General features: G+C 60.3%; 23 protein-coding genes and 1 other RNA gene. 5 read left to right on the top strand and 19 right to left on the bottom strand.

From position 1 onward, the window contains the following. Window positions 1-156 precede the first annotated feature (156 nt). Window positions 157-612 carry a DUF721 domain-containing protein gene (locus tag I9H07_RS04320; RefSeq protein WP_024671970.1) on the top strand — a complete coding sequence of 152 codons (456 nt, stop codon included), beginning with the start codon at window positions 157-159 and terminating at the stop codon, window positions 610-612. A gap of 65 nt (window positions 613-677) precedes the next feature. Here the strand turns inward: I9H07_RS04320 and I9H07_RS04315 are convergent, their stop codons facing one another. The 19 genes from I9H07_RS04315 to rsmI form a co-directional block, all read right to left on the bottom strand. Further along, a complete protein-coding gene (locus tag I9H07_RS04315) occupies window positions 678-1,127 on the bottom strand; it encodes a type VI secretion system amidase immunity protein Tai4 (RefSeq protein WP_419204402.1) in 450 nt (149 codons plus the stop codon). Window positions 1,128-1,298: 171 nt separating this feature from the next. After that, on the bottom strand, window positions 1,299-2,210 hold the full coding sequence (gene lpxC / locus I9H07_RS04310) for a UDP-3-O-acyl-N-acetylglucosamine deacetylase (RefSeq protein ID WP_002555040.1): 912 nt from the start codon (window positions 2,208-2,210) through the stop codon (window positions 1,299-1,301). A gap of 112 nt (window positions 2,211-2,322) precedes the next feature. After that, on the bottom strand, window positions 2,323-3,510 hold the full coding sequence (gene ftsZ / locus I9H07_RS04305) for a cell division protein FtsZ (RefSeq protein WP_024645926.1): 1,188 nt from the start codon (window positions 3,508-3,510) through the stop codon (window positions 2,323-2,325). 87 nt (window positions 3,511-3,597) lie between these two features. Continuing rightward, window positions 3,598-4,854, bottom strand: a complete 1,257-nt coding sequence (ftsA, locus tag I9H07_RS04300) for a cell division protein FtsA (protein WP_024645925.1) — start codon at window positions 4,852-4,854, stop codon at window positions 3,598-3,600. Between the two features lie 14 nt (window positions 4,855-4,868). Then, window positions 4,869-5,738 (bottom strand): cell division protein FtsQ/DivIB, encoded by an 870-nt coding sequence (locus I9H07_RS04295; protein WP_007248946.1) that lies wholly within the window; start codon window positions 5,736-5,738, stop codon window positions 4,869-4,871. 3 nt (window positions 5,739-5,741) lie between these two features. Then, window positions 5,742-6,701: a D-alanine--D-alanine ligase gene (locus I9H07_RS04290; protein ID WP_024671968.1), complete on the bottom strand. Its 960-nt coding sequence runs from the start codon at window positions 6,699-6,701 to the stop codon at window positions 5,742-5,744. Beyond that, complete coding sequence (murC, locus tag I9H07_RS04285; RefSeq protein ID WP_024671967.1) at window positions 6,698-8,158, bottom strand: UDP-N-acetylmuramate--L-alanine ligase; 1,461 nt, start codon at window positions 8,156-8,158, stop codon at window positions 6,698-6,700. The genes I9H07_RS04290 and murC overlap by 4 nt, the downstream gene beginning before the upstream one ends. Continuing rightward, complete coding sequence (gene murG / locus I9H07_RS04280; RefSeq protein WP_024671966.1) at window positions 8,151-9,221, bottom strand: undecaprenyldiphospho-muramoylpentapeptide beta-N-acetylglucosaminyltransferase; 1,071 nt, start codon at window positions 9,219-9,221, stop codon at window positions 8,151-8,153. The genes murC and murG overlap by 8 nt, the downstream gene beginning before the upstream one ends. Further along, window positions 9,211-10,425: a putative lipid II flippase FtsW gene (gene ftsW / locus I9H07_RS04275; RefSeq protein ID WP_007248950.1), complete on the bottom strand. Its 1,215-nt coding sequence runs from the start codon at window positions 10,423-10,425 to the stop codon at window positions 9,211-9,213. Before ftsW ends, murG begins: the two co-directional genes overlap by 11 nt. Continuing rightward, window positions 10,422-11,768, bottom strand: a complete 1,347-nt coding sequence (gene murD / locus I9H07_RS04270; RefSeq protein ID WP_024671965.1) for a UDP-N-acetylmuramoyl-L-alanine--D-glutamate ligase — start codon at window positions 11,766-11,768, stop codon at window positions 10,422-10,424. Before murD ends, ftsW begins: the two co-directional genes overlap by 4 nt. A 5-nt stretch (window positions 11,769-11,773) precedes the next feature. Further along, window positions 11,774-12,856 carry a phospho-N-acetylmuramoyl-pentapeptide-transferase gene (gene mraY, locus I9H07_RS04265; protein WP_058824383.1) on the bottom strand — a complete coding sequence of 361 codons (1,083 nt, stop codon included), beginning with the start codon at window positions 12,854-12,856 and terminating at the stop codon, window positions 11,774-11,776. Then, window positions 12,856-14,226: a UDP-N-acetylmuramoyl-tripeptide--D-alanyl-D-alanine ligase gene (locus I9H07_RS04260; protein ID WP_058824384.1), complete on the bottom strand. Its 1,371-nt coding sequence runs from the start codon at window positions 14,224-14,226 to the stop codon at window positions 12,856-12,858. The genes mraY and I9H07_RS04260 overlap by 1 nt, the downstream gene beginning before the upstream one ends. Next, the gene (locus tag I9H07_RS04255) at window positions 14,219-15,682 is read right to left on the bottom strand and encodes a UDP-N-acetylmuramoyl-L-alanyl-D-glutamate--2,6-diaminopimelate ligase (RefSeq protein ID WP_058824385.1); all 1,464 of its coding nucleotides are present in this window, start codon (window positions 15,680-15,682) and stop codon (window positions 14,219-14,221) included. The genes I9H07_RS04260 and I9H07_RS04255 overlap by 8 nt, the downstream gene beginning before the upstream one ends. Next, window positions 15,682-17,409, bottom strand: a complete 1,728-nt coding sequence (locus I9H07_RS04250) for a peptidoglycan D,D-transpeptidase FtsI family protein (RefSeq protein ID WP_161632840.1) — start codon at window positions 17,407-17,409, stop codon at window positions 15,682-15,684. Before I9H07_RS04250 ends, I9H07_RS04255 begins: the two co-directional genes overlap by 1 nt. Next, a complete protein-coding gene (gene ftsL / locus I9H07_RS04245; RefSeq protein WP_024671962.1) occupies window positions 17,409-17,702 on the bottom strand; it encodes a cell division protein FtsL in 294 nt (97 codons plus the stop codon). The genes I9H07_RS04250 and ftsL overlap by 1 nt, the downstream gene beginning before the upstream one ends. Next, entirely contained in the window at window positions 17,699-18,640 is a 942-nt protein-coding gene (gene rsmH, locus I9H07_RS04240) for a 16S rRNA (cytosine(1402)-N(4))-methyltransferase RsmH (RefSeq protein WP_080266491.1), read from the bottom strand. Before rsmH ends, ftsL begins: the two co-directional genes overlap by 4 nt. Window positions 18,641-18,642: 2 nt before the next feature. After that, entirely contained in the window at window positions 18,643-19,098 is a 456-nt protein-coding gene (mraZ, locus tag I9H07_RS04235; RefSeq protein WP_007248958.1) for a division/cell wall cluster transcriptional repressor MraZ, read from the bottom strand. Between the two features lie 307 nt (window positions 19,099-19,405). After that, window positions 19,406-19,763, bottom strand: an RNA gene (gene rnpB, locus I9H07_RS04230) — RNase P RNA component class A. A gap of 82 nt (window positions 19,764-19,845) precedes the next feature. Further along, window positions 19,846-20,718: a 16S rRNA (cytidine(1402)-2'-O)-methyltransferase gene (gene rsmI / locus I9H07_RS04225; protein ID WP_058392404.1), complete on the bottom strand. Its 873-nt coding sequence runs from the start codon at window positions 20,716-20,718 to the stop codon at window positions 19,846-19,848. A gap of 282 nt (window positions 20,719-21,000) precedes the next feature. On the opposite strand from rsmI, the gene I9H07_RS04220 reads away from it, so the two are divergent. The 4 genes from I9H07_RS04220 (at window position 21,001) to I9H07_RS04205 (ending at window position 24,523) form a co-directional block, all read left to right on the top strand. Then, on the top strand, window positions 21,001-22,815 hold the full coding sequence (locus I9H07_RS04220; RefSeq protein WP_236424872.1) for a penicillin-binding protein activator: 1,815 nt from the start codon (window positions 21,001-21,003) through the stop codon (window positions 22,813-22,815). Continuing rightward, the gene (locus I9H07_RS04215; RefSeq protein ID WP_024671958.1) at window positions 22,812-23,186 is read left to right on the top strand and encodes a YraN family protein; all 375 of its coding nucleotides are present in this window, start codon (window positions 22,812-22,814) and stop codon (window positions 23,184-23,186) included. The genes I9H07_RS04220 and I9H07_RS04215 overlap by 4 nt, the downstream gene beginning before the upstream one ends. A 168-nt stretch (window positions 23,187-23,354) precedes the next feature. Continuing rightward, entirely contained in the window at window positions 23,355-23,948 is a 594-nt protein-coding gene (locus I9H07_RS04210; protein ID WP_024645911.1) for a phosphoheptose isomerase, read from the top strand. After that, a complete protein-coding gene (locus tag I9H07_RS04205; RefSeq protein WP_024645910.1) occupies window positions 23,945-24,523 on the top strand; it encodes a BON domain-containing protein in 579 nt (192 codons plus the stop codon). The genes I9H07_RS04210 and I9H07_RS04205 overlap by 4 nt, the downstream gene beginning before the upstream one ends. The last annotated feature ends 55 nt before the right edge of the window (window positions 24,524-24,578 follow it).

Genomic DNA, 24,578 nt, shown 5'->3' with positions numbered 1-24,578 from the left:
GGGGCAGATTTACAATGGGGCCATTTTCAAGCACTTCAACCCATAAACCGGGGAAGTTACTCATTGATTTGCATATGAAAGCACGGAAACGCCTCAGAAAGCAGCCGTCAGAATGCTTTCTGTTAAGATGTTCATCTTGTTACCAGGCACTGACCCATGGCCTTTCGTCCCCTGAATGCCCGCCCCCCAGCGGTTCTGCTGCGCGAAGCCAAGCCCCTGAAGGCTATCTTTCGCCATGCCGAACGCCTGAGCCACCTGCAACGCTTGCTCGAAAGCCAGCTGCAACCGGCAGCGCGCGAGCACTGCCACGTCGCCTCATGGCGCGAGGGCACGCTGTTGCTGATAGTGACCGACGGCCACTGGGCCACGCGCCTGCGCTATCAGCAAAAGCGTCTGCACCGACAACTGATCGCCTTTGACGACTTCGTCAACCTGACCCGAATCGTATTCAAGGTCCAGCCGCCCGACGCCCCGCGCGGGGCCGCCACCCATACCATCGACCTGTCGACCGTGGCCGCCGAAAACATTCAGGCAACCGCCGAGGGCATCACCGACCCCAAGCTGCGCGCCGCACTGGAGCGGCTCGCCAGTCATGCCCGGGACAGGAAATAAGGAGCCAGGAAATAAGAGGCAAGGAAACAAGGGGCAAGGAAACAAGCAGCCAGACGGGATCTACGTCATTTCGTCTTCGCCGGGTTATCCTGGCGGTAAGTGTGGTCAGGTTTGATAACCAGCTCTTTGACCTGCCTGTCCAGCTCTTTGCTGTGATAAAGATCCAGGCACTTGAGCAGCTCAAAGCGAATGCCCTTCACTTCTGACTCGACAATCGGGTTGTGGTAGTCACGCGCCAGAAACTGATCAATCAGCGGCTTGCCTGCTTGAGGAGCCTGCTCAAGATCAAAGTACGTCCAGTCCATCAGGGCGCTGGCACTGCTTCCGGCATCCTGAGCAGCCTTGGGATCGTTTTTGTAGGCCGTAGCGATGCAGTCCGCCAGCACCATATCCTTGTAGTTTTGCGCGTAGGTACGCCCACCCGCCTGAGGCGAATTGGCAGCGTCATCCTTGGCCCAGCCAGCAGAAGCGAAGGCCGCACATGCCAGCACTGCAACCGCATACATATATCTGATCAAGACCCACTCCATAAGCCTGAATACATGGCTAATCCATGCCGTTAATCATTAATCATAAGAGACAGCGACGTGCCGTCAACCCAGCCTTCGAGTTGCGGAAAAAAACCATAAAAAAAGGCCACCCGAGGGCAGCCTTTAAAGAACAAAAGGAAAGAGAGTAAAGCTTGCTTACACCGCCGCGACAGGGCGCATGTAAGAAATAGGTGCCGTACTGGCATCCTCGAAGGTCACCACTTCCCAGGCGTCTTTCTGCTCGATCAACGTGCGCAAAAGACGATTGTTCAGTGCATGTCCCGACTTGAAGCCCCGGAACTCCCCGATCAGGCTATTGCCGAGCAGGTAAAGGTCACCGATGGCGTCCAGGATTTTATGTTTGACGAATTCGTCCTCGTAACGCAGGCCGTCTTCGTTCAAGACACCGTCCTTGTCGACCACGATGGCGTTTTCCACACTGCCGCCGAGTGCGAGGTTGTGCTTGCGCAGGTACTCGATATCACTCATGAACCCGAAGGTCCGGGCACGGCTGACTTCCTTCACGAAGGAAGTGCTGGAAAAGTCCACGCTTGCACTCTGGGTGCGGTCACGGAAGACGGGGTGATCGAAATCGATCTCGAAACTGACCTTGAAGCCTTCGAAAGGCACGAAAGTAGCGCGTTTACCGCCCTCTTCCACTGTGACTTCACGCAGGATCCGGATGAATTTCTTCGGCGCGTCCTGTTCTTCCAGGCCTGCCGATTGAATCAGGAATACGAAAGGGCCTGCGCTGCCGTCCATGATCGGAACTTCGGAGGCAGAGAGCTCGACGTAGGCGTTATCGATGCCAAGGCCAGCCATGGCCGAGAGCAAGTGTTCTACCGTGTCAACTTTGACATCACCATTCACCAGTGTGGTCGAAAGGGTGGTGTCGCCGACGTTTTCCGCACGCGCAGGGATCTGCACGACGGGGTCAAGGTCAGCTCGGCAAAACACAATGCCGGTATTCACAGGTGCGGGCTTGAGGGTCAGGTAAACCTTCTCCCCGGAGTGCAGGCCTACACCTGTGGCACGGATAATATTTTTCAGGGTGCGTTGTTTAATCATGGCATGGGCCGCTTCAGCGCAAGTTGCGAACTGGTATCAACAAAGGCTGGCGATGATAGCAGACCATGCCTTTGCTGAACACCAATCACCCTAATACCCCTGATACATTTCATCAATCGGCCTGACGACGCAGGAAAGCCGGGATGTCCAGATAATCGAGATCATCGTTAGGATTCATCTTTGCCGCCGCGGTAGCGCTGGCGTGTGCCTGATTGCGCATCACGGTAGGGCGATCCAGATCGCGGTAGTTGACCGATGGAGCTTCCTGACGGGCTGCCTGATGTGCAGGCGCCTGCTGGGTGGTCTGCAGCGTGTTGTCGATGACCTTGACAGGTTTCTCGATTTTCGCGCCCAGGCCGGTGGCAACCACTGTCACGTGCAACTCGTCACGCATGTCCGGATCGATAACAGTACCGACCTTGACCATGGCGTGCTCGGAAGCGAACGCTTCAATGATGCTACCCACGTCCGAGTACTCACCCAGAGACAGGTCAGGACCGGCAGTGATGTTGACCAGGATACCGCGAGCGCCCTGCAGGTTGACGTCTTCGAGCAGCGGGTTACGGATGGCTGCCTCAGTCGCTTCACGTGCACGGTTCGGACCGCTGGCGCAGCCAGTGCCCATCATCGCCATGCCCATTTCGCTCATGACCGTACGAACGTCGGCGAAGTCGACGTTGATCATGCCCGGACGCTTGATGATGTCGGAGATACCGCGAACGGCACCGGCCAGTACATCGTCAGCCTTGGCGAAAGCCGACAGCAGGCTGGCGTCCTTACCGAGGATGGTCAGCAGCTTCTCGTTGGGAATGGTGATCAACGAGTCGACGCTTTCGGACAGCATGCGGATGCCTTCATCGGCGATCTGCATACGCTTGCGACCTTCGAACGGGAACGGACGGGTCACGACTGCTACCGTGAGGATGCCCATTTCCTTGGCCACTTCAGCAATGATCGGCGCTGCACCGGTACCGGTACCGCCGCCCATGCCGGTGGTGATGAATACCATGTTGGTGCCTTGCAGGACTTCTGCAATGCGCTCACGGTCTTCCATGGCGGCCTGACGACCGACTTCAGGGTTGGCGCCAGCGCCAAGACCTTTGGTCACGCCTGTGCCCAGTTGCAGAATGGTCCGCGCGCCGATATTTTTCAGCGCCTGAGCATCGGTGTTGGCGCAGATGAATTCCACGCCTTCGATGTTGCTCTTGACCATGTGATTGACGGCGTTGCCGCCACCACCGCCTACGCCGATAACTTTAATGACCGGGCTTTGCGGGACGTTGTCTACGAGTTCGAACATTTTCTCTCTCCTTCCGCTTTCTAGTTAGTTTTGCCTACTGCCTGCCGATACTGCTTTTTGTCGCCCTGAAACGTTACAACCTGAAACTTAGAAATTGCCCTGCACCCAACGCTTGATCCGCTCAAGCACCGGGGCCTTGGTTTCGTCGCTGTAACTGCTGTTGCCGACAATCCCGGACAGCGAAATACCGTCCGACTGTTTTTGCAGCCCGTACAGCAACAGGCCTACGCCCGTTGAATAGATCGGGTTACGCACAACATCTGCGAGCCCCTTGACGCTGTGCGGCACGCCCAGGCGCACCGGCATGTGGAAGATTTCTTCGGCCAGTTCGACCGCACCTTCCATTTTCGCCGTACCACCGGTCAGCACGATGCCGGCCGGGATGAGGTCTTCGTAGCCGCTGCGACGCAGTTCGGCCTGGATCAGGGTGAACAGCTCGTCGTAACGAGGCTCGACCACTTCAGCCAGCGCCTGACGCGACAGCTCGCGAGGTGGACGGTCGCCCACGCTCGGTACCTTGATGGTTTCGCCGGCACCGGCCAGTTTGGCCAGGGCGCAGGCATAACGAATCTTGATTTCTTCGGCGTATTGGGTCGGTGTACGCAGCGCCATGGCGATGTCGTTGGTCACCTGATCACCGGCAATCGGGATCACCGCGGTGTGACGAATGGCGCCTTCGGTGAAGATCGCGATGTCGGTGGTGCCACCGCCGATATCCACCAGGCACACGCCCAGCTCTTTCTCGTCATCGGTCAGGACCGAATAGGCCGAAGCCAGTTGTTCGAGAATGATGTCGTCGACTTCCAGGCCGCAGCGACGCACGCACTTTTCGATGTTCTGCGCGGCATTCACTGCACAGGTCACCACGTGCACCTTGGCTTCCAGACGTACGCCGGACATGCCCAGTGGCTCACGTACGCCTTCCTGATTGTCGATCACGTAATCCTGAGGCAGGGTGTGCAGCACGCGCTGGTCAGCAGGAATGGCCACCGCCTGAGCAGCATCGAGCACGCGCTCCAGATCCGCAGAGCTGACTTCACGATCACGAATCGCCACGATGCCGTGCGAGTTCAGACTGCGAATATGGCTGCCTGCAACACCGACGAAGGCCGAGTGGATGCGGCAACCGGCCATCAACTGCGCTTCTTCGATTGCGCGCTGGATCGACTGCACGGTCGACTCGATATTCACCACCACGCCCTTTTTCAGGCCGCGGGAAGGATGGGTGCCGATACCCACGATTTCCAGCGAGCCATCGGCCGCGACTTCGCCTACCAGTGCCACCACCTTGGAGGTACCGATATCCAGCCCGACGATCATTTTGCCGCTTTGCACGTTTGCCATGGTCCTGCCTCTTATCAATTCTTCGCGACGGCGGGTTTTTCCGTCGTCGGCGCTGCCTGTTCGCGCCAACCGACCGCAAGGCCGTTGGAGTAACGCAGGTCGACGCGCGCGATGTTCGTGATCTGTTCTTTAAGCGTCTTGTCGTAAATCGCGATGAAGCGGCGCATTTTTTCGACAAGGTGGTCGCGTCCAAGCAACAATTCGATACCCGGGCCTGCACTACCGGCGCCTGTTGTCAGGAACCAGCTGCCACGCTCGCGCAGCTCCAGGCGTACGATGGAGAAGCCCAACGGGCGCAACATCTGACTCAACACCTGATACTGCTGCATCACCTGCTGCTGGGCCCGCTGCGGGCCGAACAACTGGGGAAGATGTTCATAATTGGACAGTTCACGCGGCGTGAAAGCCTGCCCTTGGTTATTCAACAATGCCTCGTCGCCCCACCGCGCAACCGGCAGTTGCTCTTCAAGGCGAATCACCACCTGATCCGGCCAGACCCGACGCACCTCGGCGTGCGCGATCCACGGCATCTGCTCAAGCTCGGTACGCATGGCGGCCAGGTCGATCTTGAAGAAACTCGACGCCACATACGGAGCAATGCGCTGCTGCACAGCCTGCTGGCTGATGTAACTCAAATCGCCCTGCACGTTGATGCGGGTAATCGGGCGATCGGCATACGGCAGCAGGCGCTGAGCGCCCTCGTACGTGGCGAAGCCCAGAATCACCAGCAGCACCGGCCAGAACAGCCGCTTCAGAAAACTGAAATTGGCCTTCGGCAGGCGCGCTGACAGTGGCTCCTTGGCCACCATCCGGCTGGCGCCACGCGGCACCGGCTTGTTACGGCCGGGAGCGGGTGGCTGAGGACGTGCCGAAGGGCCGTACATGCCTTACCCTCTCACCGGAACGCTGTCGGCCAGAATCGCCAACACCAGTTGCTGAAAATCCAGGCCCGCAGCGCGCGCCGCCATCGGCACCAGACTGTGATCGGTCATGCCCGGTACGGTGTTCACTTCCAGCAGCCAGAATTTGCCTTGCGCATCCTGCATCACATCCGTGCGCGCCCAGCCTGCAATGCCGATGGCTTCGCAAGCACGTGCAGCGAGTTGTTTGAGTTCCTGTTCCTGCGCATCGCCAAGCCCGCACGGGATCCGGTACTGGGTATCGGAGGCCAGGTACTTGGCGTCGTAATCATAAAAACTGTGAGGTGTGCCCAGGCCTATGGGAGGCAATACCTGGCCACGCAGAGACGCAACAGTGAACTCCGGCCCCTGAATCCACTGTTCGACCAACACGTGCGAATCGTAGGTACTGGCGGCTTTCCAGGCGGCGATCAATTCATCGACGCTGTTCACCTTCGCCATACCGATACTTGAACCTTCATGGGCCGGTTTGACGATCAAAGGGAAGCCCAGTTCCGTCGCGGCAAAAATACAATCACGCTCGTTTTCGAGCATGGCGTGCAACGGGGTTGGCAGGCCCAGACTCAGCCAGACCTGCTTGGTCCGCAGCTTGTCCATGGCCAGCGCCGATGCCAGTACACCACTGCCGGTATAGGGAATTTCCAGGCACTCCAGCAGGCCTTGCATGGTGCCGTCTTCGCCGCCCCGTCCGTGCAGAACGATGAAGGCGCGGTCGATCTTCTCGCTGACCAGTCGCTGCAGGAAATCACCGCCCACATCGATGCCGAACGCATCCACGCCCGCGTCGAGCAGCGCCTTGAGCACCGCCTGTCCCGAGTTCAGGGACACTTCCCGCTCGGCACTCTTGCCACCGAAGAGCACGGCAACGCGGCCGAAGCTTTTCGGCTCGAGTGTCGAGCACAGGGAAGACCAGGCAAGGGCTGTCATTTCAGCTTCCCTTCGGTTGACGCCACTTTCGCGCCGACAAACAGCGGGCTTTTGAGCAACTGCGGTGCAAGACCGCCGATGTCGCCAGCGCCCTGGCAGAGCAGAATGTCACCGGCACGCAGCAGCGGCTTGACCAGCGGCGCCAGCTCGACGCCACGCTCGATGTAGATCGGGTCCAGCTGGCCGCGCTGACGAATGCTGTGGCACAGGTTGCGGCTGTCCGCACCCGGGATCGGCTCTTCACCGGCCGGGTAGACTTCCATCAGCAACAGCACGTTGGCGTCGGCCAGCACCTGCACGAAGTCGTCGTACAGATCGCGTGTGCGGCTGAAACGGTGCGGCTGGTAAACCATGACCAGACGACGATCCGGCCAGCCGCCGCGTACCGCATTGATCACAGCAGCGACTTCACGCGGGTGGTGACCGTAGTCATCGACCAGCATGACGTTGCCGCCTTCGACCGGCAGTTCGCCGTAGATCTGGAAGCGTCGACCCACGCCCTGGAAGCCAGACAGGCCCTGGACGATGGCTTCATCGCTGACGCCTTCGTCGGTCGCGATGGCGATGGTGGCCAACGAGTTGAGTACGTTGTGGTTGCCGGGCATGTTCACCGACACATCCAGCGGCTCGCGGTCGCGACGCAGCACAGTGAAGAAGGTCAGCATGCCGTCCTGACGCACATTGATCGCACGCACATCGGCTTCTTCGCTGAAGCCGTAGGTCAGGGTCGGACGTTTGACCAGCGGCAGAATTTCACGTACCACCGGATCATCGATGCACATCACCGCCAGACCGTAGAACGGCAGGTTGTGCAGGAATTCGACAAAGGTCTTCTTCAGTTTGTTGAAGTCACCCTCGTAGGTCGCCATGTGATCGGCGTCGATGTTGGTGACCACAGCCACCAGCGGTTGCAGGTGCAGGAAGCTGGCATCGCTCTCATCGGCTTCGGCGATCAGATAACGGCTGGTACCCAGCTGCGCGTTGGTGCCCGCGGCGTTCAGCCGGCCGCCAATCACGAACGTCGGGTCCAGGCCACCGGCCGCGAACACCGAAGCGATCAGGCTGGTGGTGGTGGTCTTGCCGTGCGTACCGGCAACAGCGATGCCATGGCGATAACGCATCAGCTCAGCGAGCATTTCAGCGCGCGGTACGACCGGAATACGACGTTCCAGTGCAGTGGCCACTTCCGGGTTGGAGGTGTTCACGGCACTGGACACCACCAGCACATCGGAACCGATGGTGTTCTCGGCGCGATGGCCGAGGAAGATCTGCGCACCGAACGACTCAAGGCGCTCGGTCACGGCGGAGCTCTTGAGGTCGGAGCCTGAGACTTCGTAACCCAGGTTCAGCAGTACCTCGGCGATGCCGCACATGCCCACACCGCCGATACCGACGAAGTGGATGCGGCGGATGCGGCGCATTTCCGGCTGAGGCATGGCGCGTTGATTCTCAACCATGGGCCACCTCCACACAGACATCAACGACGGTGTTGGTTGCATCAGGCTTGGCCAGGCGACGTGCAGTGCGGGCCATGCTGTTCAATTGTTCGGGTTGCATCAGAACCTCTTTCAGGCGTGCGGCCATCTCGGCGGCGCCAGTTGTTGCTTGTGGCATGACGAAGGCTGCGCCTTCTCGGGCCAGATAGTCGGCATTACGGGACTGATGGTCATCAATCGCGTGGGGCAGCGGTATCAGCAACGACGGCAGACCGGCGGCGGCCAGTTCGCTGATGGTCAATGCGCCTGCGCGGCAGACCACCAGATCGGCCCAGCTATAGGCTTGGGCCATGTTCTGGATGAACGGCGCAACTTGCGCCTCGACACCGACGTTGCGATAACGCTCGGCGGTGACGGCATCATGATTTTTGCCCGACTGGTGGAACACTTCGGGCTGGATGTCCTGCGGCAACTGCGCCAACGCCTCAGGCAACAACTTGTTCAGCGGCTCCGCCCCCAGGCTGCCGCCCAGCACCAGCAGACGCGCCTTGCGCCCGGCGAGTGCCTGACGCGGGGTTTCCAGAAACAGTTCGACACGCACCGGGTTGCCGGTGGTACGGCGCTTGGCCGATGCCGCGAACGTGTCCGGGAACGCTTCACACACGCGGCTGGCGAACGAAGCCAGGCTGCGGTTGGCAGTACCGGCGACGGCATTCTGCTCATGGATGATCAACGGCACGCCGGCCAGCTTCGCCGCCAGACCGCCAGGGCCGGTGACATAACCGCCGAAACCGACCACACAGACCGGTTTCACCTGGCGAACCACCTTGCGCGCCTGCATCAGGCTTTTCAGCAGCATCAGCGGCGCCTTGAGCAGCGACAGTCGGCTTTTGCCACGCAGACCGGTCGCATTGATCAGGTGCAGCGTCAGACCGGCTTGCGGCACCAGCTCGTTTTCGATGCCGCGTGGCGTGCCCAGCCAGTGGACCTTGTAGCCACGCGCCTGGAACTCGCGTGCGCAGGCCAGCGCCGGGAAGACGTGCCCGCCCGTACCGCCAGCCATGATCAGCACGTTAGCGTCCATTGTGCGTCTCCTCGGCGAAGTCGCTTTCCTGGAACTCGGCTTCTTCGCTGCCCATGTTGTTGCGCGACTCCCACTCGATGCGCAGCAACAGGCCAAGGCTGGCACAGCAGATCACCAACGAACTGCCGCCGTAGCTGAGGAACGGCAGCGTCAGGCCTTTGGTTGGCAACAGGCCGACGTTCACACCGATGTTGATCAGGAACTGACCAATCCACAGGAATGACAGGCCATAGGCAACGTAAGCGCCGAAGAACTGCTTGGCCCTTTCTGCCCACATGCCGATGTACATGCCACGAATACTGACGAACAGAAACAGCGCAACGGTCAGCAGCGAGCCGATGACACCCAGCTCTTCTGCGAGTACCGAGAACACGAAGTCGGTGTGCGCTTCCGGCAGGTAGAACTGCTTCTGCACGCTGTTGCCCAGACCGACGCCAAACCACTCGCCGCGACCGAAGGCGATCAGCGCCTGGGTCAACTGGTAGCCGGAACCGAACTGATCAGCCCACGGATCGGTAAAGTTGGTCAGGCGCGCCATACGGTAAGGCTGGGCCTGAACCAGCACGACCACCGAAGCAACCGCCAGCACCACCATCAGCGAGAAGCGGAACAGCCCCACTCCGCCGAGAAACAGCATCGCGGCAGCCGAACCCATCATGACCACGGTGGCACCGAAGTCAGGCTCCATCAGCAACAGCCCCGCCATCGGCAGCAGTACGATGAACGGCTTGAAGAAGCCCATCCAGCTTTCGCGGACTTCCTGCTGACGACGAATCAGGTAACCGGCGAGAAAGATCACCACAAAGACCTTGGCGATTTCCGAGGGCTGCACGTTGAACGCGCCGAAGCCGATCCAGCGCATCGAACCGTTGACCTCGCGCCCGATGCCGGGCACCAGCACCATCAGCAGCAGACCGAACGCACCCAGCAGCATCAGCCAGCCCAGGCGCTGCCAGGTGGCGACCGGAATCATCATGGTCACACCGCAGGCACCCAGACCGATCAGCAGATAGACCAGATGGCGAGTCATCATGTACAGCGTATTACCCGACTGCACGGCCGCCACTTCCGACGAGGCGGACGTGATCATCACCAGACCGAGGCCCAGCAATGCCAGACAACCGACCAGCATCGGGAAATCGAGGTCGATGCCGCGCCCGCTGATCAGTGGCGATGGATAAGGCTTGATCACACCGAAGATCATGACAAGCACTCCACTGCCTGCGCGAACACACGTCCGCGCTCTTCATAATTCTTGAACATGTCCAGGCTGGCGCATGCGGGAGACAGCAACACGGCATCGCCGCTGCAGGCCAGTTCAGCACTGCGCTCGACCGCCGCTTGCAGTGTGTCGACACGAATCACTGGAACGGCATCGCCCAACACCTGAGCGATCAGCCCGGCGTCGCGACCGAGCAATACGGCAGCGCGGCAATGTTCAGCCACTGGCGCACGCAGACCGCTGAAGTCAGCACCTTTGCCGTCGCCACCGGCGATCAGTACCAGCTTGCCGTCGATATCGGCCCCGAGGCCTTCGATGGCGGCCAGTGCAGCACCTACGTTGGTGGCCTTGGAATCGTTGTAGTAATGGACGCCCTCGCGCTCGCGCAGCCATTGGCAGCGGTGCTCAAGGCCGGTGAACTCGCGCAGGCTGGCGAGCATCGCGTCGAACGGCAGGCCGACCGCATGGCCCAGCGCCAGTGCCGCCAGCGCGTTGGCCTGATTGTGCGCGCCACGAACCTTCAGTTCGCGCACCGGCATCAGGTTCTCGAACTGGAAGGCCAGGTACTTTTCGCCGTTCTCTTCACGCAGGCCGAAGCCATGGAAGTCAGGCTTGTTCAGGCCGAACGTCCAGCACGGCAGACCTTCGCCGATCAACGGACGGGACAGCGCGTCCTGACGATTGACCACCACCTGCCGCGCACCGCGGAAAATGCGGTGCTTGGCCAGATGGTAGGCAGGCAGGCCGCTGTAGCGGTCCATGTGGTCTTCGCTGATGTTCAGCACGGTGGCGACTTCAGCGTTGAGCTGATCGGTGGTTTCGAGCTGAAAGCTGGACAGCTCCATGACATAAAGCTCGACCTCGTCGCTGAGCAGGTCCAGCGCCGGAGTACCCAGGTTGCCGCCTACTGCAACCCGCTTTCCAGCAGCAACGGCCATTTCGCCGACCAGCGTGGTCACGGTGCTTTTCGCGTTGGAACCGGTAATCGCAATCACCGGCGCCTTCGCATGCCGTGCGAACAGTTCGATATCGCCCGACAGCTTGACGCCTCGTGCGTGGGCCTGTTGCAGGGCCGGTGTCGCCAGGGCCAGGCCGGGGCTGACATACAGCTCGTCGGCACGGCAGAGGAAGTCCACGTCCAGCTCGCCACAACGCACTTCCACCTGCGGATAATCGCGACGCAAGGTCGCCAGCTCAGGAGGATTCTCCCGCGTGTCGGCCACAGCAAAGGACACGCCCTGGTTCGCCAGAAAGCGAACCAGAGACATGCCGCTTTTGCCTAGACCCACGACAATGCGGAAGCGGTCGGAAACGATCAGGGACACTCGTTCTACCTCAGTTTCAACGTGGCAAGACCGATCAGCACGAGAATCACGGTGATGATCCAGAAACGGACGATCACGCGTGGCTCGGGCCAGCCTTTGAGTTCAAAGTGGTGGTGAATCGGCGCCATGCGAAACACCCGGCGGCCGGTGAGTTTGAAAGACGCAACCTGAATGACCACTGAAAGGGTTTCCATCACGAACACACCGCCCATGATGAACAGGACCATTTCCTGACGCACGATCACGGCCATGGTGCCCAGCGCAGCGCCCAGTGCCAGCGCACCGACGTCGCCCATGAAGACTTGCGCCGGATAGGTGTTGAACCACAGGAATCCGAGCCCCGCACCGATCAGCGCACCGGAGAACACGATCAGCTCACCCGCCCCCGGCACGTAAGGGATCAGCAGGTATTCAGCGAACTTCACGTTACCCGACAGGTAGCAGAAGATGCCCAGCGCGCCGCCGACCATGACCGTCGGCATGATCGCCAGACCGTCCAGACCGTCAGTCAGGTTGACGGCGTTGCTGGAGCCGACGATCACGAAATAGGTCAGCACGATGAAGCCGATGCCGAGCGGGATGCGTACGTCTTTCAGCATCGGCACGATCAGCGTGGTCTCGGTCGCGGACGGTGCGGTCGCATAAAGGAAGATTGCTGCGCACAGGCCAAATACCGATTGCCAGAAATACTTCCAGCGACTCGGCAGACCGCGAGAATTCTTTTCGATCACCTTGCGGTAGTCATCGACCCAGCCGATGGCACCGAACAGGAAGGTCACCAGCAACACCACCCAGACGTAACGGTTGCTCAAGTCCGCCCACAACAGGGTACTGATACCAATCGACGACAGGATCAGCGCGCCACCCATGGTCGGCGTGCCGGACTTGGACAGGTGCGACTGTGGACCGTCGTTGCGCACTGACTGGCCGATCTGGCGCATCTGCAGGGTGCGGATCATCCATGGGCCCAGGCATAACGACAGCGTCAGTGCAGTGAGCACGCCAAGGATCCCGCGCAAAGACAGGTACTGAAAGACCGCGAAGCCTTTGTAGAACTGTTGTAAGAACTCGGCCAACAGCAGCAGCATCAATGTTTCTCCAGGCTAGAACCGCACAAGGCAGCCACGACGTTTTCCATCGCAGCGCTACGCGAGCCCTTGATCAATAAAGTGGTATTAGGGTCCTGCTCCGCGCCCAGCGCGGCTATCAGCTCTGCCTGACTGGCAAAGTGGTGCGCATGCTCGCCAAAGGCGCTCACGGCATGAGTCATTAACGGGCCGACGGCATACAGCGCTGAAACCTTGCCGGCAGCGTAAGCGCCCACATCACGGTGGCCCTGCTCGGCCCAGTCGCCCAGCTCGCCGATATCACCCAGCACCAGCACGGTACGACCGGTAAAGCCGGTCAGGATATCGACGGCAGCGTTTATGGAGGCCGGGTTGGCGTTGTAGGTGTCGTCGATGACGCGCACGCCATTGCTGGCGATCTGCGCTACAGCACGGCCCTTGACCGGCTGCACGTTGTTCAGCCCGGCGACGATGCCTTCCAGGCTGACACCCAGCGCACAGGCTGCAGCCGCTGCAGCCAGGGCATTGGACACGTTGTGCGCGCCGAGCAGATTCAGCTGTACCGGTGCGGCACCGAGCGGGCTGTTCAGTGTGAACGCCGGGCAGCCGCGCGCATCACGACGCAAGTCGGTTGCATGCAGGTGGGCTGACGGGTCGTTCAGTGCGAACGTCATGACCTTGCGGCCGCCGGCGCGCAGGTGCCAGATCGGAAATGCCTTGTCATCCAGGTTCAATACCGCAGTGCCGGTGGCGTCGAGACCTTCAAGAATCTCGCCCTTGGCCTCAACGATCCTGTCCGGACCGCCGAACTCGCCAACATGGGCGGTTCCGGCATTGGTGATGATCGCGACGTGCGGCTTGGTCAGGCTCACGGTAAAGGCAATCTCACCCACCCGTGATGCGCCCAGTTCGATGACGGCGGCAGTGTGCTCGGGCGCCAGTTCCAGCAGCGTCAATGGCACGCCAAGTTCATTGTTCAGATTGCCACGGGTGGCCAGCACCGGGCCGCGCGTGCGCAGGATGCTGGCCAGCATTTCCTTGACCGTGGTCTTGCCGCTGGAACCGGTCATCGCGGCGACAGGCTTGTCGACGAACGCATTGCGGTTCATCGCGCCGAGTTGCGCGAGCGCCTTGCGGGTGTCGAGCACGACCAGTTGCGGCAGGCTCGCGCCCTCCACTTCACGCTCGACCAAAGCACCGACGGCACCTTTGGCAGCGACCTGTTCCAGGTATTCATGCCCGTCGAAGCGCGGCCCGGTCAGGGCGACGAACAACTGGCCCGGCGCAATGCCGCGGCTGTCGGTGCTGACGCCGTCAAAACGGCAGTCGCCCCCCACCAGACGGGCGTCGAGGTGCATAACCAGTTCGCTGAACGTCATTGGCTTAATCATTCGCAGGCCCCCATGCAGCAAGCGCTTTGTCAGCTTCTTGCAGATCGGAAAACGGATGACGCTGCCCGGCGATTTCCTGATAGTCCTCGTGGCCCTTGCCAGCCAGTACCACTACATCATCGGCACTGGCTGTGGCGATCAGCTCAGCGATGGCCTGACCACGGCCCTCGATGAAACGTGCCTTTTCGGCATTCACAAAACCTGGACGGATATCATCGAAGATCTGCGCAGGCGGTTCATTACGCGGGTTGTCATCGGTGACCCAGACGCCGTCAGCCAGACGCTCGACCACTTCGGCCATCAGCGGACGCTTGCCGCGATCGCGATCACCGCCGCAGCCGAACAGGCACAACAAGCGGCCCTTGGCATGCGGACGCAGTGCTTCGAGTACTTTTTCCAATGCATCCGGGGTGTGCGCGTAATCAACCACGACCAGCGGCTTGCTGGCACCGCCGAGACGCTGCATGCGTCCAACCGGGCCTTCGAGTTTCGGCAGCACCTTGAGAATTTCGTCCAGAGCGTAATCCAGCCCCAACAAAGCACCCACCGCAGCCAGTAGGTTGCTCAGGTTGAAGCGGCCCAGCAACGCGCTGCGCAGGAAGTGTTCGCCCTGAGGCGTGACCAGCGTGGCGCGCACGCCATCGTCGTCGAACTTGGCGTCGCGGCAGTACAGGTAGGCCGAGCTGTCCAACTGGCTGTAGGTAATCAGCCGCGATTCATGTTTGAGGGTGGCCAGAGTGCGACCGAACTCATCGTCGAGGTTGATCACCCGGCAGTTCAGGTTGGGCCAGGCAAACAGCTTGGCCTTGGCCGCGCCATAGGCTTCCATGGTGCCGTGATAATCCAGATGATCACGGGACAGGTTGGTCAACACCGCCACATCGAATGCAATTGCAGTCGCACGCCCCTGGTCGAGACCGTGGGACGACACTTCCATCGCCACGGCACGAGCGCCGGCTTTTTTCAGGTCGGTCAGCGTTGCCTGAACGGCAATCGGGTCAGGCGTGGTGTGCCGGCCGCTTTGCAGCGAACCGTGAAAACCGGTGCCCAGCGTGCCGACGATGCCGCAGTGCTGACCGAGCAGGTCCAGCGCCTGGGCGACCAGTTGCGTCACGCTGGTCTTGCCGTTGGTGCCGGTGACGCCAACCATGTTCAGGCTGCGGCTCGGATCGCCATAGAAACGCCCGGCAACATCGGACAGCTGCGCTGCCAGGCCTTTGACCGGGATAAGCGGCACGTCGGTAATCGGCAAAACGCTCGACCCTTCGACTTCATAGGCCACTGCTGCTGCGCCGCGCTTCAAGGCGTCGGCAATGTGCGCGCGCCCGTCGGAGTTGATCCCCGGCACAGCCAGAAACAGATCCCCCGGACGCACGTTGCGGCTGTCGAGTGTCAACTCGCGAATCAATGGATCGCGGTCGGTGTGAGCGAAGATCTTGCTCAGATTAAAAGCCATCAACCGCGCCCTCCTTTGGCTGCCGGTGTTGCATTGACCTGTTCCGGTGGCGCCAGGTTGTCTGGCGTCACGTTCATCAGACGTAATGTGCCGGACATGACCTTGCTGAAGACCGGCGCCGACACCAGGCCACCGTAGTAGCCGCCCTTGCTCGGCTCGTCGATCACCACGACGATGGCGTAGCGCGGATTGCTCATCGGTCCGAAACCGGCGAACAGCGAGCGATAGGAGTTCTCGGCGTAACCCTTGGTGCCGATGGAGGTCTTGCGCGCCGTACCGCTCTTGCCGCCGACGTGATAAGACGGCACACGGGCGCGATACACGCCGCGAGGGTCTTCGATCACCTGCTGCAACATGCCTTGCAGGGTCTTGGCGGTTTTTTCGGGGATGGCCTGAGTCGACTCCGGCTCTTTATCCGTTTTCAGGATGGTCAGCGGCACGAGCTTGCCGTTGTTGGCCAGCGCGCCATAGGCATGCACCAGCTGCAACGCGGTAACCGACAAGCCGTAGCCGTAGGACAGCGTCGCGGTTTCTGCCTTGCGCCATTCGCGGTAGTTGGGCAGGTTGCCGACGCGTTCGCCAGGGAAGCCCAGACCGGTGTACTGGCCGAAGCCGACACGCTGCATGGCGCGGAAAATCGCTTCCCCGCCGACATCGAATGCCACCTTGCTCATACCGACGTTACTGGAGTTGATCAGGATGCCGGTCAGATCGAGGATCGGGCCTTCGGTCTTGGTCACGTCACGAATCGTGTACTTGCCGATCTGCAATGTTCCCGGATAAACCTCGACCTTGTCGGTCGGTTTCCAGCGACCGCTGTCCAGCGCAGCGGTCATGGAGATCGGTTTCATGGTCGAACCCGGCTCGAACACGTCGATGATCGCCCGGTTACGCATGGCGGCAGGCACCATGGTCCGACGATTGTTGGGGTTGTAGGTAGGCTGATTGACCATCGCCAGGACTTCACCAGTCTTCACGTCCATAATCACCATGCTGCCCGCTTTGGCCTCGTTCTCGACGATGGCGTTGCGCAGTTCACGGGTGGCCAGGTATTGCAGACGCAGGTCAATAGACAAAGCCAAGGTCTTCCCGGCCTTGGCATTCTTGGTCACCTGAACATCCTTGATCAGTCGCCCTCGCCGGTCCTTGATGACCTGACGCTTGCCGGGCACGCCGGCAAGCCAGTCGTCATAAGCCAGCTCGACACCCTCGCGGCCGTGGTCATCAAGGTCGGTAAAGCCGACCATGTGTGCCGTCACGTCGCCCGCCGGGTAGAAGCGGCGGAATTCTTCGATGCCGTAGACACCGGGTACTTTCAGGTCGATGACCGACTGACCCTGTTCAGGCGTGAGGCCACGAACGAGGTAGATGAATTCCTTGGTCGCCTGCGAGTCGAGACGTTCGGTCAGGGCCTTGAGGTCCTGGCCCAGCGCGGCAGCGAGCATCGGCCACTTGGATTTGTCCTGCTGCATTTCGCGCGGGTTGGCCCACAGTGTCGTGACCGGCGTACTGACGGCCAGAGGCTCGCCGTTACGGTCGGTGATCAGACCACGGTGAGCCGGAATAGGGATATGACGAAGGCTGCGGGCGTCGCCCTGCTCTTTGAGGAACGTGTGGTCGACGACCTGCAGATCGACGATGCGCCAGCAAATCGCAAGCACCAGCGAAACCAGCAGGCCCACAACCACGCGGAAGCGCCAAGGGTAAAGTGCGCCTTCGAGTTTCATCATGGCGCCACCATCCGCACTTCGGCAGCACTTGGAATGTGCATCTTCAGTTGTTCGGTGGCCAGGGTTTCGATGCGGCTGTGGGCCGTCCAGGTGCTTTGCTCAAGGATCAGGCGACCCCATTCGGCCTGCGCCTTGTCGCGCACGCTCATTTCCGAATACAGCGAATTGAGCAACTGACGATTCCAATGGGCGCTATAGGAAACGCCAATCGCCGAAATCAGGACGGCGATGAACAGCAGCAGCATAATGAAGCTGCCACCTGGCAAAGGCTTGAGGAAAAGCCGGCTCACCTGAGCTTCTCCGCTACGCGCATGACCGCGCTACGCGAGCGTGGATTGGCCTTGGTTTCTGCCTCCGAAGCAAACTGAGCCTTGCCGTGAATCTTGATCTTTGGTTCGAACGGCTTGAACTGGATGGGCAGATCGCGCGGCATGTTGTCGGCTTCGCCCTTGGCGAGCTTGCGCATGAACAGTTTGACGATGCGGTCTTCAAGCGAGTGAAAGCTGATCACCACCAGACGGCCACCGATTTCCAGCGTGTCCAGGGCGGCTTCAAGCCCGGCTTCCAGATCACCCAGCTCGTTGTTGACGTGGATACGCAGGCCTTGAAAGGCGCGCGTTGCAGGATTCTTGCCTTTTTCCCAGGCGGGGTTGGCGACCTTGAGCACTTCGGCCAAGTCGGCAGTACGCTCGAACGGCTGGACTTCACGGCGCTGCACAACCGCGCTGGCCATGCGTTTGGCAAAGCGCTCTTCGCCGTATTCCTTGAACACGCGGGCGATTTCCTCGGCCGGCGCGGATGCGATGAACTCGGCGGCACTCATACCACGCGTCGGGTCCATGCGCATGTCGAGCGGGCCGTCGTTCATGAAACTGAAGCCACGCTCAGGATCGTCCAGCTGCGGGGACGACACACCCAGATCCAGCAGGATGCCGCTGACCTTGCCCGCCAGACCGCGCTCCTGAACTTCCGAACCCAGTTCTGCAAAGCTGCGCTGCACAATGACAAAGCGGCCGTCTTCGGCCGCTAGCGCTTGCCCGGTGGCAATCGCCTGGGGATCCTTGTCGAATCCCAGCAGCCGGCCGTCCGGCCCGAGGTGACTGAGGATCAGACGACTGTGCCCGCCACGTCCGAACGTACCGTCCAGATAGCAGCCATCCGCGCGTACCGCGAGAGCCTCCACGGCTTCTTCAAGCAGTACGGTGATGTGGGTAAAGGCGCTATTCATAGTCACAGGATCAGGTCACGTAATTCGTCAGGCATGGCGCCAGGTTGTTGAATGGCCGCAAGGTCAGCATCAGCAAGAGCATTCCAGGCGTCCTCGTCCCACAGTTGAAATTTGTTGAGCTGGCCCACCAACATCACGCGCTTGTCGAGCTTCGCGTACTCGCGAAGACGTGGCGGCACCAGAAAACGACCGCTGCCATCCAGTTCCAGATCGACCGCGTTACCAATCAAAAGCCGTTGCAAGCGACGGTTCTCTTCACGAAAGGTCGCCAGATCCCGCAGCTTGGCTTCTATCAGTTCCCACTCGGACAACGGGTAGAGACACAGGCAGGGGTCAACAGCGTCAATCGTCACGATCATTTGCCCGGCACTGCGCGAATCCAACTCGTCACGATACCGGCTCGGCATGGCGAGACGGCCTTTGGCATCGAGATTGATCGCGTTGGCACCACGGAACACAGGCGCATTCTCCGAATATCAGCTTTTTGCGCTAAAAAAACCCACTTCGTGCCACTTTCTGCCACTTGCGCACACTATAGGAACGCGCCCACCACACCGTCAAGGCACGGTCTTAAGGAAAACCCTTACATTTCGGAGATTTAGGAGTGGTTTCGAAGTCAGAACGGATAATTCAGGCACTGTCTGACGGATAAATCCCACACAGCTCAAATCGTTGCGATTCGAAGTTAATGTGATTTATGAGCTGTAAGATTTTTTTGGTATTACGAAGGGGATTTGCTGCTTAAAACGAGGGGTAGAAAAAAAGGTGGAGAGTCGATCTGTAAGCCGGGTTCTGTCGAGGACAGTCATTCCTCTACGACGGCCATCACTGGACGTCTTTAGCAACCTACCCGGTTCCAGCGCGGGCCACGCCTTGGAACCCTATTTGGTCTTGCTCCGAGTGGGGTTTACCTTGCCACGAACTGTTGCCAGACGTGCGGTGCGCTCTTACCGCACCTTTTCACCCTTACCGGCACCGAAGTGCTTAGGCGGTTATTTTCTGTGGCACTTTCCGTAGGCTCGCGCCTCCCAGGTGTTACCTGGCACTCCGCCCTATGGAGCCCGGACTTTCCTCCCCCCCTTGTTGCGGAACAACAAGAGGCAGCGACTGTCCAATCGACTCTCCGCCGACAAGGTTAGCGGCACACGCCATCAAGAACAAGCTTTAAAGTGCCTGCAACCCGCATGGCCTCTCGCAAGCACCGCTCATTCGCCCTTCTGTTTGTCCAGCGCCACCTGATAAAGCAGGTTCTTGCGCAACCCGGTTATCTCGGCTGCCAAGGCGGCTGCGCGCTTTAACGGCATCTCTTCAAGCAACAGATCGAGCACCCTGCGCGCCTCGGCACCGATGACATCCTCGTCTTCGGGCGGGGTCCATCCGGACACCAGCACAACACACTCGCCACGCTGCTGATTACTGTCGGCCTCGACAAAAGCCCGCAGCTCACCCAAAGGCAGACCCTTGAGCGTTTCAAAAGTTTTGGTTATTTCACGCGCCAGCAGTGCATGACGGTCGGCGCCGAACACCAGCTCCATATCCTGCAGACATTCCAGAATCCGGTGTGGCGCCTCGTAATAGATGAGCGTGCGCGGTTCTTCCCTGACCAGCTCGAGCTTCGCCCGACGCCCGACCGTCTTCGCCGGAAGAAAGCCTTCGAAGATGAAACGATCCGACGGCAGACCCGCAGCAGACAACGCGGCGATCAACGCGCAGGCACCCGGTACCGGCACGACTGGCACACCGGCGGCACGCGCCTGGCGGACCAGGTGATAGCCCGGATCGGAGATCAACGGTGTACCCGCATCGGAAATCAGTGCGACATCTTCGCCTGCCAGCAGCCGCGCGATAAACCGGCTACCCTCATCTCGTTCGTTATGCTCATGGCAAGCGGCCAGTGGCGTCGATATTCCGAAGTGCTGCATCAGGCGTGCTGAATGACGCGTGTCTTCTGCCGCGATCAACGCGACTTCACGCAACACCTTCAGCGCCCGCACGCTCATATCGTCCAGATTGCCGATGGGGGTCGCCACGACATATAGCGAGCCCGGAGTGGAATTCGAAACAACCGGAACAGTCAAAACGCAGACCTCTTGTGTTAAAGCTTGGTGCTTGGAAGCGCGTATTGTACAGGCTGCGACGTGAACCTACGGCTCGCGCATCAGGGAAGCCGGTAAAAAAGGAATAAATAACGTGATGACGCCTGACCGAAGCACGCGGCGACACCCCCGAATTGAACGATTTGCCCGGCAGGTGACCCTAACGCGATCAATATCACGGCTTTACACACCTTCGACGTCGCACCCCGGCCAGCGCTTGGGTACAATTCCACGTTAATTCGCTCGAGTATCAGGAACATACCAATGATCGCTTGTCTGCGGCTGCTCTCTGCCCTCTGCTTCGCTGCGCTTCTTGCAGCCTGCGCCAGCTCGCCCTCGTCCAGCCTTGGCGAGTTGCCGCGCACCCCCGACGCCAGTATCGAGCAATTGCTCGACCAGGCCGCCAACGCCAAAACACCCGAGCAGGCCGCAACGCTGCGTTTGAGTGCTGCCGATCTGGCCAGCCGCCAGAACGACGCAGGACGCGCAGCGCAGATTCTTGGCCAGGTCCAGCTCGACCAACTCAAGCCTGGCCTGCAGGTCTACGCCAGCACGCTGTCCGCAGAGCTGGCGATGGGTCGCAATCAACCCAAGGCCGCGCTGACCGCCCTGAATCATCCGAGCATGCAGCGCCTGGGTGAACTGTCGGTCGAACAGCAGGTTCGCACCCATAGGGTCAAGGCTCGCGCCCTGGAAGCCGATGGTCAGATGCTGGCTGCCGTTCACGAGCGGGTTTTGGCCGGGCCACTGTTGCAGGGCGCAGATGTCAGCGCCAACAACGATGCGATCTGGACGCTGGTCTCCGCGCTCCCGGCCGAGCAACTGCAAAGCTCCGCCACCGACGACATGGGCGGCTGGCTGAATCTGGCGCGCTCGATCAAAGGTGCCGGTACGCTCGAGCAGCAACAGGCCGCCATCGACAACTGGAAGGCGCAGAACCCGAAACACCCTGCCGCCCTGCAACTGCCTGACGCCCTTGCCAAACTGCGCGCCCTGACCAGTGAGCCGCTTACCAAAATCGCCCTGCTGTTGCCGCAGGACGGTCAACTGGCATCGGTCGCCAAGGCGCTGCGCGAAGGCTTCATGGCTGCCCACTTCCAGGCTCAGCAAGCAGGGGAAAACCCGCCTGCCATCCAGGTCTTCGACAGCTCGCGCGTCACCTCGATGGACGAGTTCTACCGTCAGGCACAGGCTGCAGGTGTTCAACTGGTCGTCGGCCCGCTGGAAAAGAACCTCGTCAAACAGCTGAACAGCCGCCAGCAATTGCCGATCACCACCTTGGCGCTCAACTACAGTGACATGGGCGCCGAAGGCCCGGCGCAGCTGTACCAGTTCGGTCTGGCCGCAGAAGACGAAGCCCGTGAAGTAGCCCGTCGCGCATGGGCCGACGGCAGGCGCAGCGCCGTTGCCATGGTGCCGAAAGGCGAATGGGGCGACCGCGTTCTCGATGCTTTCCGCAAAGCCTGGCAAGCCAAGGGCGGTACGCTGATTGCCGCCGAACACGTTGACCAGCCGGTAGAGCTGGCCCAACAGGTTGCTGACCTGTTCCAGCTGCGTAACAGCGAAGGTCGTGCCCAGCGCCTGCAAAGCACTGCCGGCACTCAGGTAGCGGCACAACCTAGCCGTCGCCAGGACATCGACTTCATGTTCCTCGCCGCAACGCCTCAGCAAGCGCAGCAAATCAAACCGACCATGGTCTTCCAATACGCGGGCGACGTTCCGGTGTATGCGACGTCGCACCTGTTTACCAACAGCAACGACCACGCGCAGTACATGGACCTGAATGGTGTGCGCTTCTGCGAAACACCTTGGCTGCTCAACGCCGACGACCCGCTGCGCCAGCAAGTGACAGCGCAATGGCCGCAGGCTGCGGGCAGCCTGGGGCGCTTGTACGCGATGGGCATCGATGCTTACCGCCTGGCCCCGCGTCTTGCTCAGCTCAAGGCGATGCCTGACACCCGCATCGACGGCCTGTCCGGCAGCCTGAGCATGAACCCCGACCGCCGCATCGAGCGTCAGTTGCCATGGGCAGAGTTCGTCGACGGCAAGATTCAGCGCCTGCCGGACACCGCCCCTTGATGCAACGCAGCACCCGGCAGCAGGCAGGGCGTGAGGCAGAAGCCTTCGCCCTGCAGTATCTGCAACAGCAGGGGCTGCGCCTTATCGAACAAAACTGGTTATGCAAACGCGGCGAGCTTGATCTAGTCATGCTCGACGGCGATACAGTAGTATTCGTCGAAGTTCGCTATCGCCGCCACATCGGCTGGGGTGGCGCCATCGAAAGCGTCGATTTTCGCAAGCAGGAGAAACTCGTCACTGCCGCACAGCTTTTTCTGCAACAGGTCCCGGAATGGGCCGATCACCCCTGTCGTTTCGACGTGATCGCCATTGAAGGCGACCCTGGCAGTGCCGCACCGCTGAACTGGATCAGGAGCGCTTTTGACAGCTGAAGTGCATCAGGGCGATCCGCCCGATTACCTTCATGACCTGCACCCCGCTTCTGCCACCATCGATTTCGCTATTTGTTTTGCCGGCTGCACACCCTGTGTGCCGGATAGCATCCGGGAGACCCCGGCGCATCCGTCCCGCCGCCGTACGCTCTAATTAAGGTCACATTGATGGACATGCAATCCCGAATTCGCCGGCTGTTTCAGGCCAGCATCGAAACCAAACAACAGGCGATGGAAGTCCTTGCACCCTATATCGAGCAAGCCAGCCAGGTCATGGTCAATGCCCTGCTCAACGAAGGCAAAATGCTTTCGTGTGGCAATGGCGGGTCGGCGGGTGATGCGCAGCACTTTTCCTCGGAATTGCTCAACCGCTTCGAGCGCGAGCGCCCCAGTCTGCCAGCCATTGCGCTGACGACTGACAGCTCGACGATCACCTCGATCGCCAATGATTACAGCTATAACGAAATCTTTTCCAAACAGATCCGCGCACTGGGCCAGCCGGGCGATGTGTTGCTGGCGATCTCCACCAGCGGCAACTCGGCGAATATTATTCAGGCCATCCAGGCCGCACATGATCGTGAAATGATTGTCGTAGCATTGACGGGACGCGACGGCGGCGGCATGGCTTCCCTGCTATTGCCCGAGGACGTGGAAATCCGCGTACCGGCCAACGTCACGGCACGCATACAAGAAGTCCACCTGCTGGCGATCCATTGCCTTTGCGATCTGATCGACAGCCAACTGTTCGGGAGTGAAGAATGACCCCTAATCGTCTCAGCCTACTGGTTTTGACACTGTGCCTCAGCATCACCGGATGCAGTTCGGTGATCACGGCCGCTCGCGAAAAACCGATCGAAGATGATCGCGGCACGCGCACCTTTGGCAGCAAGATCGATGACTCACTGATCGAAACCAAGGCGGCCGTGAATATCTCCAAGGCAAGCCCCGATCTGGCCGAAGGCTCGCACATCGTTGTGACCAGCTACAACGGCATCGTGCTGCTGGCGGGCCAGACACCGCGCGCTGACCTCAAGGCAATGGCCGAACAGGCCGCCAGCGCAGTCCAGCGCGTCAAGAAGGTCAACAACGAGATCCAGGTCATGGCGCCGTCTTCGCTGCTGGCCCGCAATAACGACACCTGGCTGACCACCAAGATCAAAAGCCAGATGATCGCTGACGCGTCGATCCCCGGCTCGCGCATCAAGGTCGTGACTGAAAACGGTATTGTGTTCCTGCTGGGCTTGGTGACTCAGGACGAAGCCAACCGGGCGACCAACCTCGTGCAAAGCGTCTCTGGCGTGCAGAAGATCGTCAAACTGTTCGAGTACATCGACTGACGGCCAACTGGCAGACATGAAAAAGGCGATCCTGGGATCGCCTTTTTTTATTGCA

It is taken from the genome of Pseudomonas syringae (assembly GCF_023278085.1).
GTDB classification, from domain to species: domain Bacteria; phylum Pseudomonadota; class Gammaproteobacteria; order Pseudomonadales; family Pseudomonadaceae; genus Aquipseudomonas; species Aquipseudomonas syringae_Q.
This window is presented reverse-complemented; position numbering and strand designations above follow the sequence as displayed.

Coding starts and splice junctions, on each gene's coding strand:
- I9H07_RS04320 (WP_024671970.1), top strand. CDS start 157: ATGGCCTTTCGTCCCCTGAATGCCCGCCCCCCAGCGGTTCTGCTGCGC.
- murG (WP_024671966.1), bottom strand. CDS start 9,221: ATGGACGCTAACGTGCTGATCATGGCTGGCGGTACGGGCGGGCACGTC.
- I9H07_RS04220 (WP_236424872.1), top strand. CDS start 21,001: ATGATCGCTTGTCTGCGGCTGCTCTCTGCCCTCTGCTTCGCTGCGCTT.
- I9H07_RS04260 (WP_058824384.1), bottom strand. CDS start 14,226: ATGATTAAGCCAATGACGTTCAGCGAACTGGTTATGCACCTCGACGCC.
- rsmH (WP_080266491.1), bottom strand. CDS start 18,640: ATGAATAGCGCCTTTACCCACATCACCGTACTGCTTGAAGAAGCCGTG.
- lpxC (WP_002555040.1), bottom strand. CDS start 2,210: ATGATTAAACAACGCACCCTGAAAAATATTATCCGTGCCACAGGTGTA.
- I9H07_RS04250 (WP_161632840.1), bottom strand. CDS start 17,409: ATGAAACTCGAAGGCGCACTTTACCCTTGGCGCTTCCGCGTGGTTGTG.
- ftsA (WP_024645925.1), bottom strand. CDS start 4,854: ATGGCAAACGTGCAAAGCGGCAAAATGATCGTCGGGCTGGATATCGGT.
- I9H07_RS04205 (WP_024645910.1), top strand. CDS start 23,945: ATGACCCCTAATCGTCTCAGCCTACTGGTTTTGACACTGTGCCTCAGC.
- mraY (WP_058824383.1), bottom strand. CDS start 12,856: ATGCTGCTGCTGTTGGCCGAGTTCTTACAACAGTTCTACAAAGGCTTC.
- I9H07_RS04295 (WP_007248946.1), bottom strand. CDS start 5,738: ATGTACGGCCCTTCGGCACGTCCTCAGCCACCCGCTCCCGGCCGTAAC.
- ftsW (WP_007248950.1), bottom strand. CDS start 10,425: ATGATCTTCGGTGTGATCAAGCCTTATCCATCGCCACTGATCAGCGGG.
- murC (WP_024671967.1), bottom strand. CDS start 8,158: ATGGTTGAGAATCAACGCGCCATGCCTCAGCCGGAAATGCGCCGCATC.
- I9H07_RS04290 (WP_024671968.1), bottom strand. CDS start 6,701: ATGACAGCCCTTGCCTGGTCTTCCCTGTGCTCGACACTCGAGCCGAAA.
- I9H07_RS04255 (WP_058824385.1), bottom strand. CDS start 15,682: ATGGCTTTTAATCTGAGCAAGATCTTCGCTCACACCGACCGCGATCCA.
- ftsZ (WP_024645926.1), bottom strand. CDS start 3,510: ATGTTCGAACTCGTAGACAACGTCCCGCAAAGCCCGGTCATTAAAGTT.
- I9H07_RS04210 (WP_024645911.1), top strand. CDS start 23,355: ATGGACATGCAATCCCGAATTCGCCGGCTGTTTCAGGCCAGCATCGAA.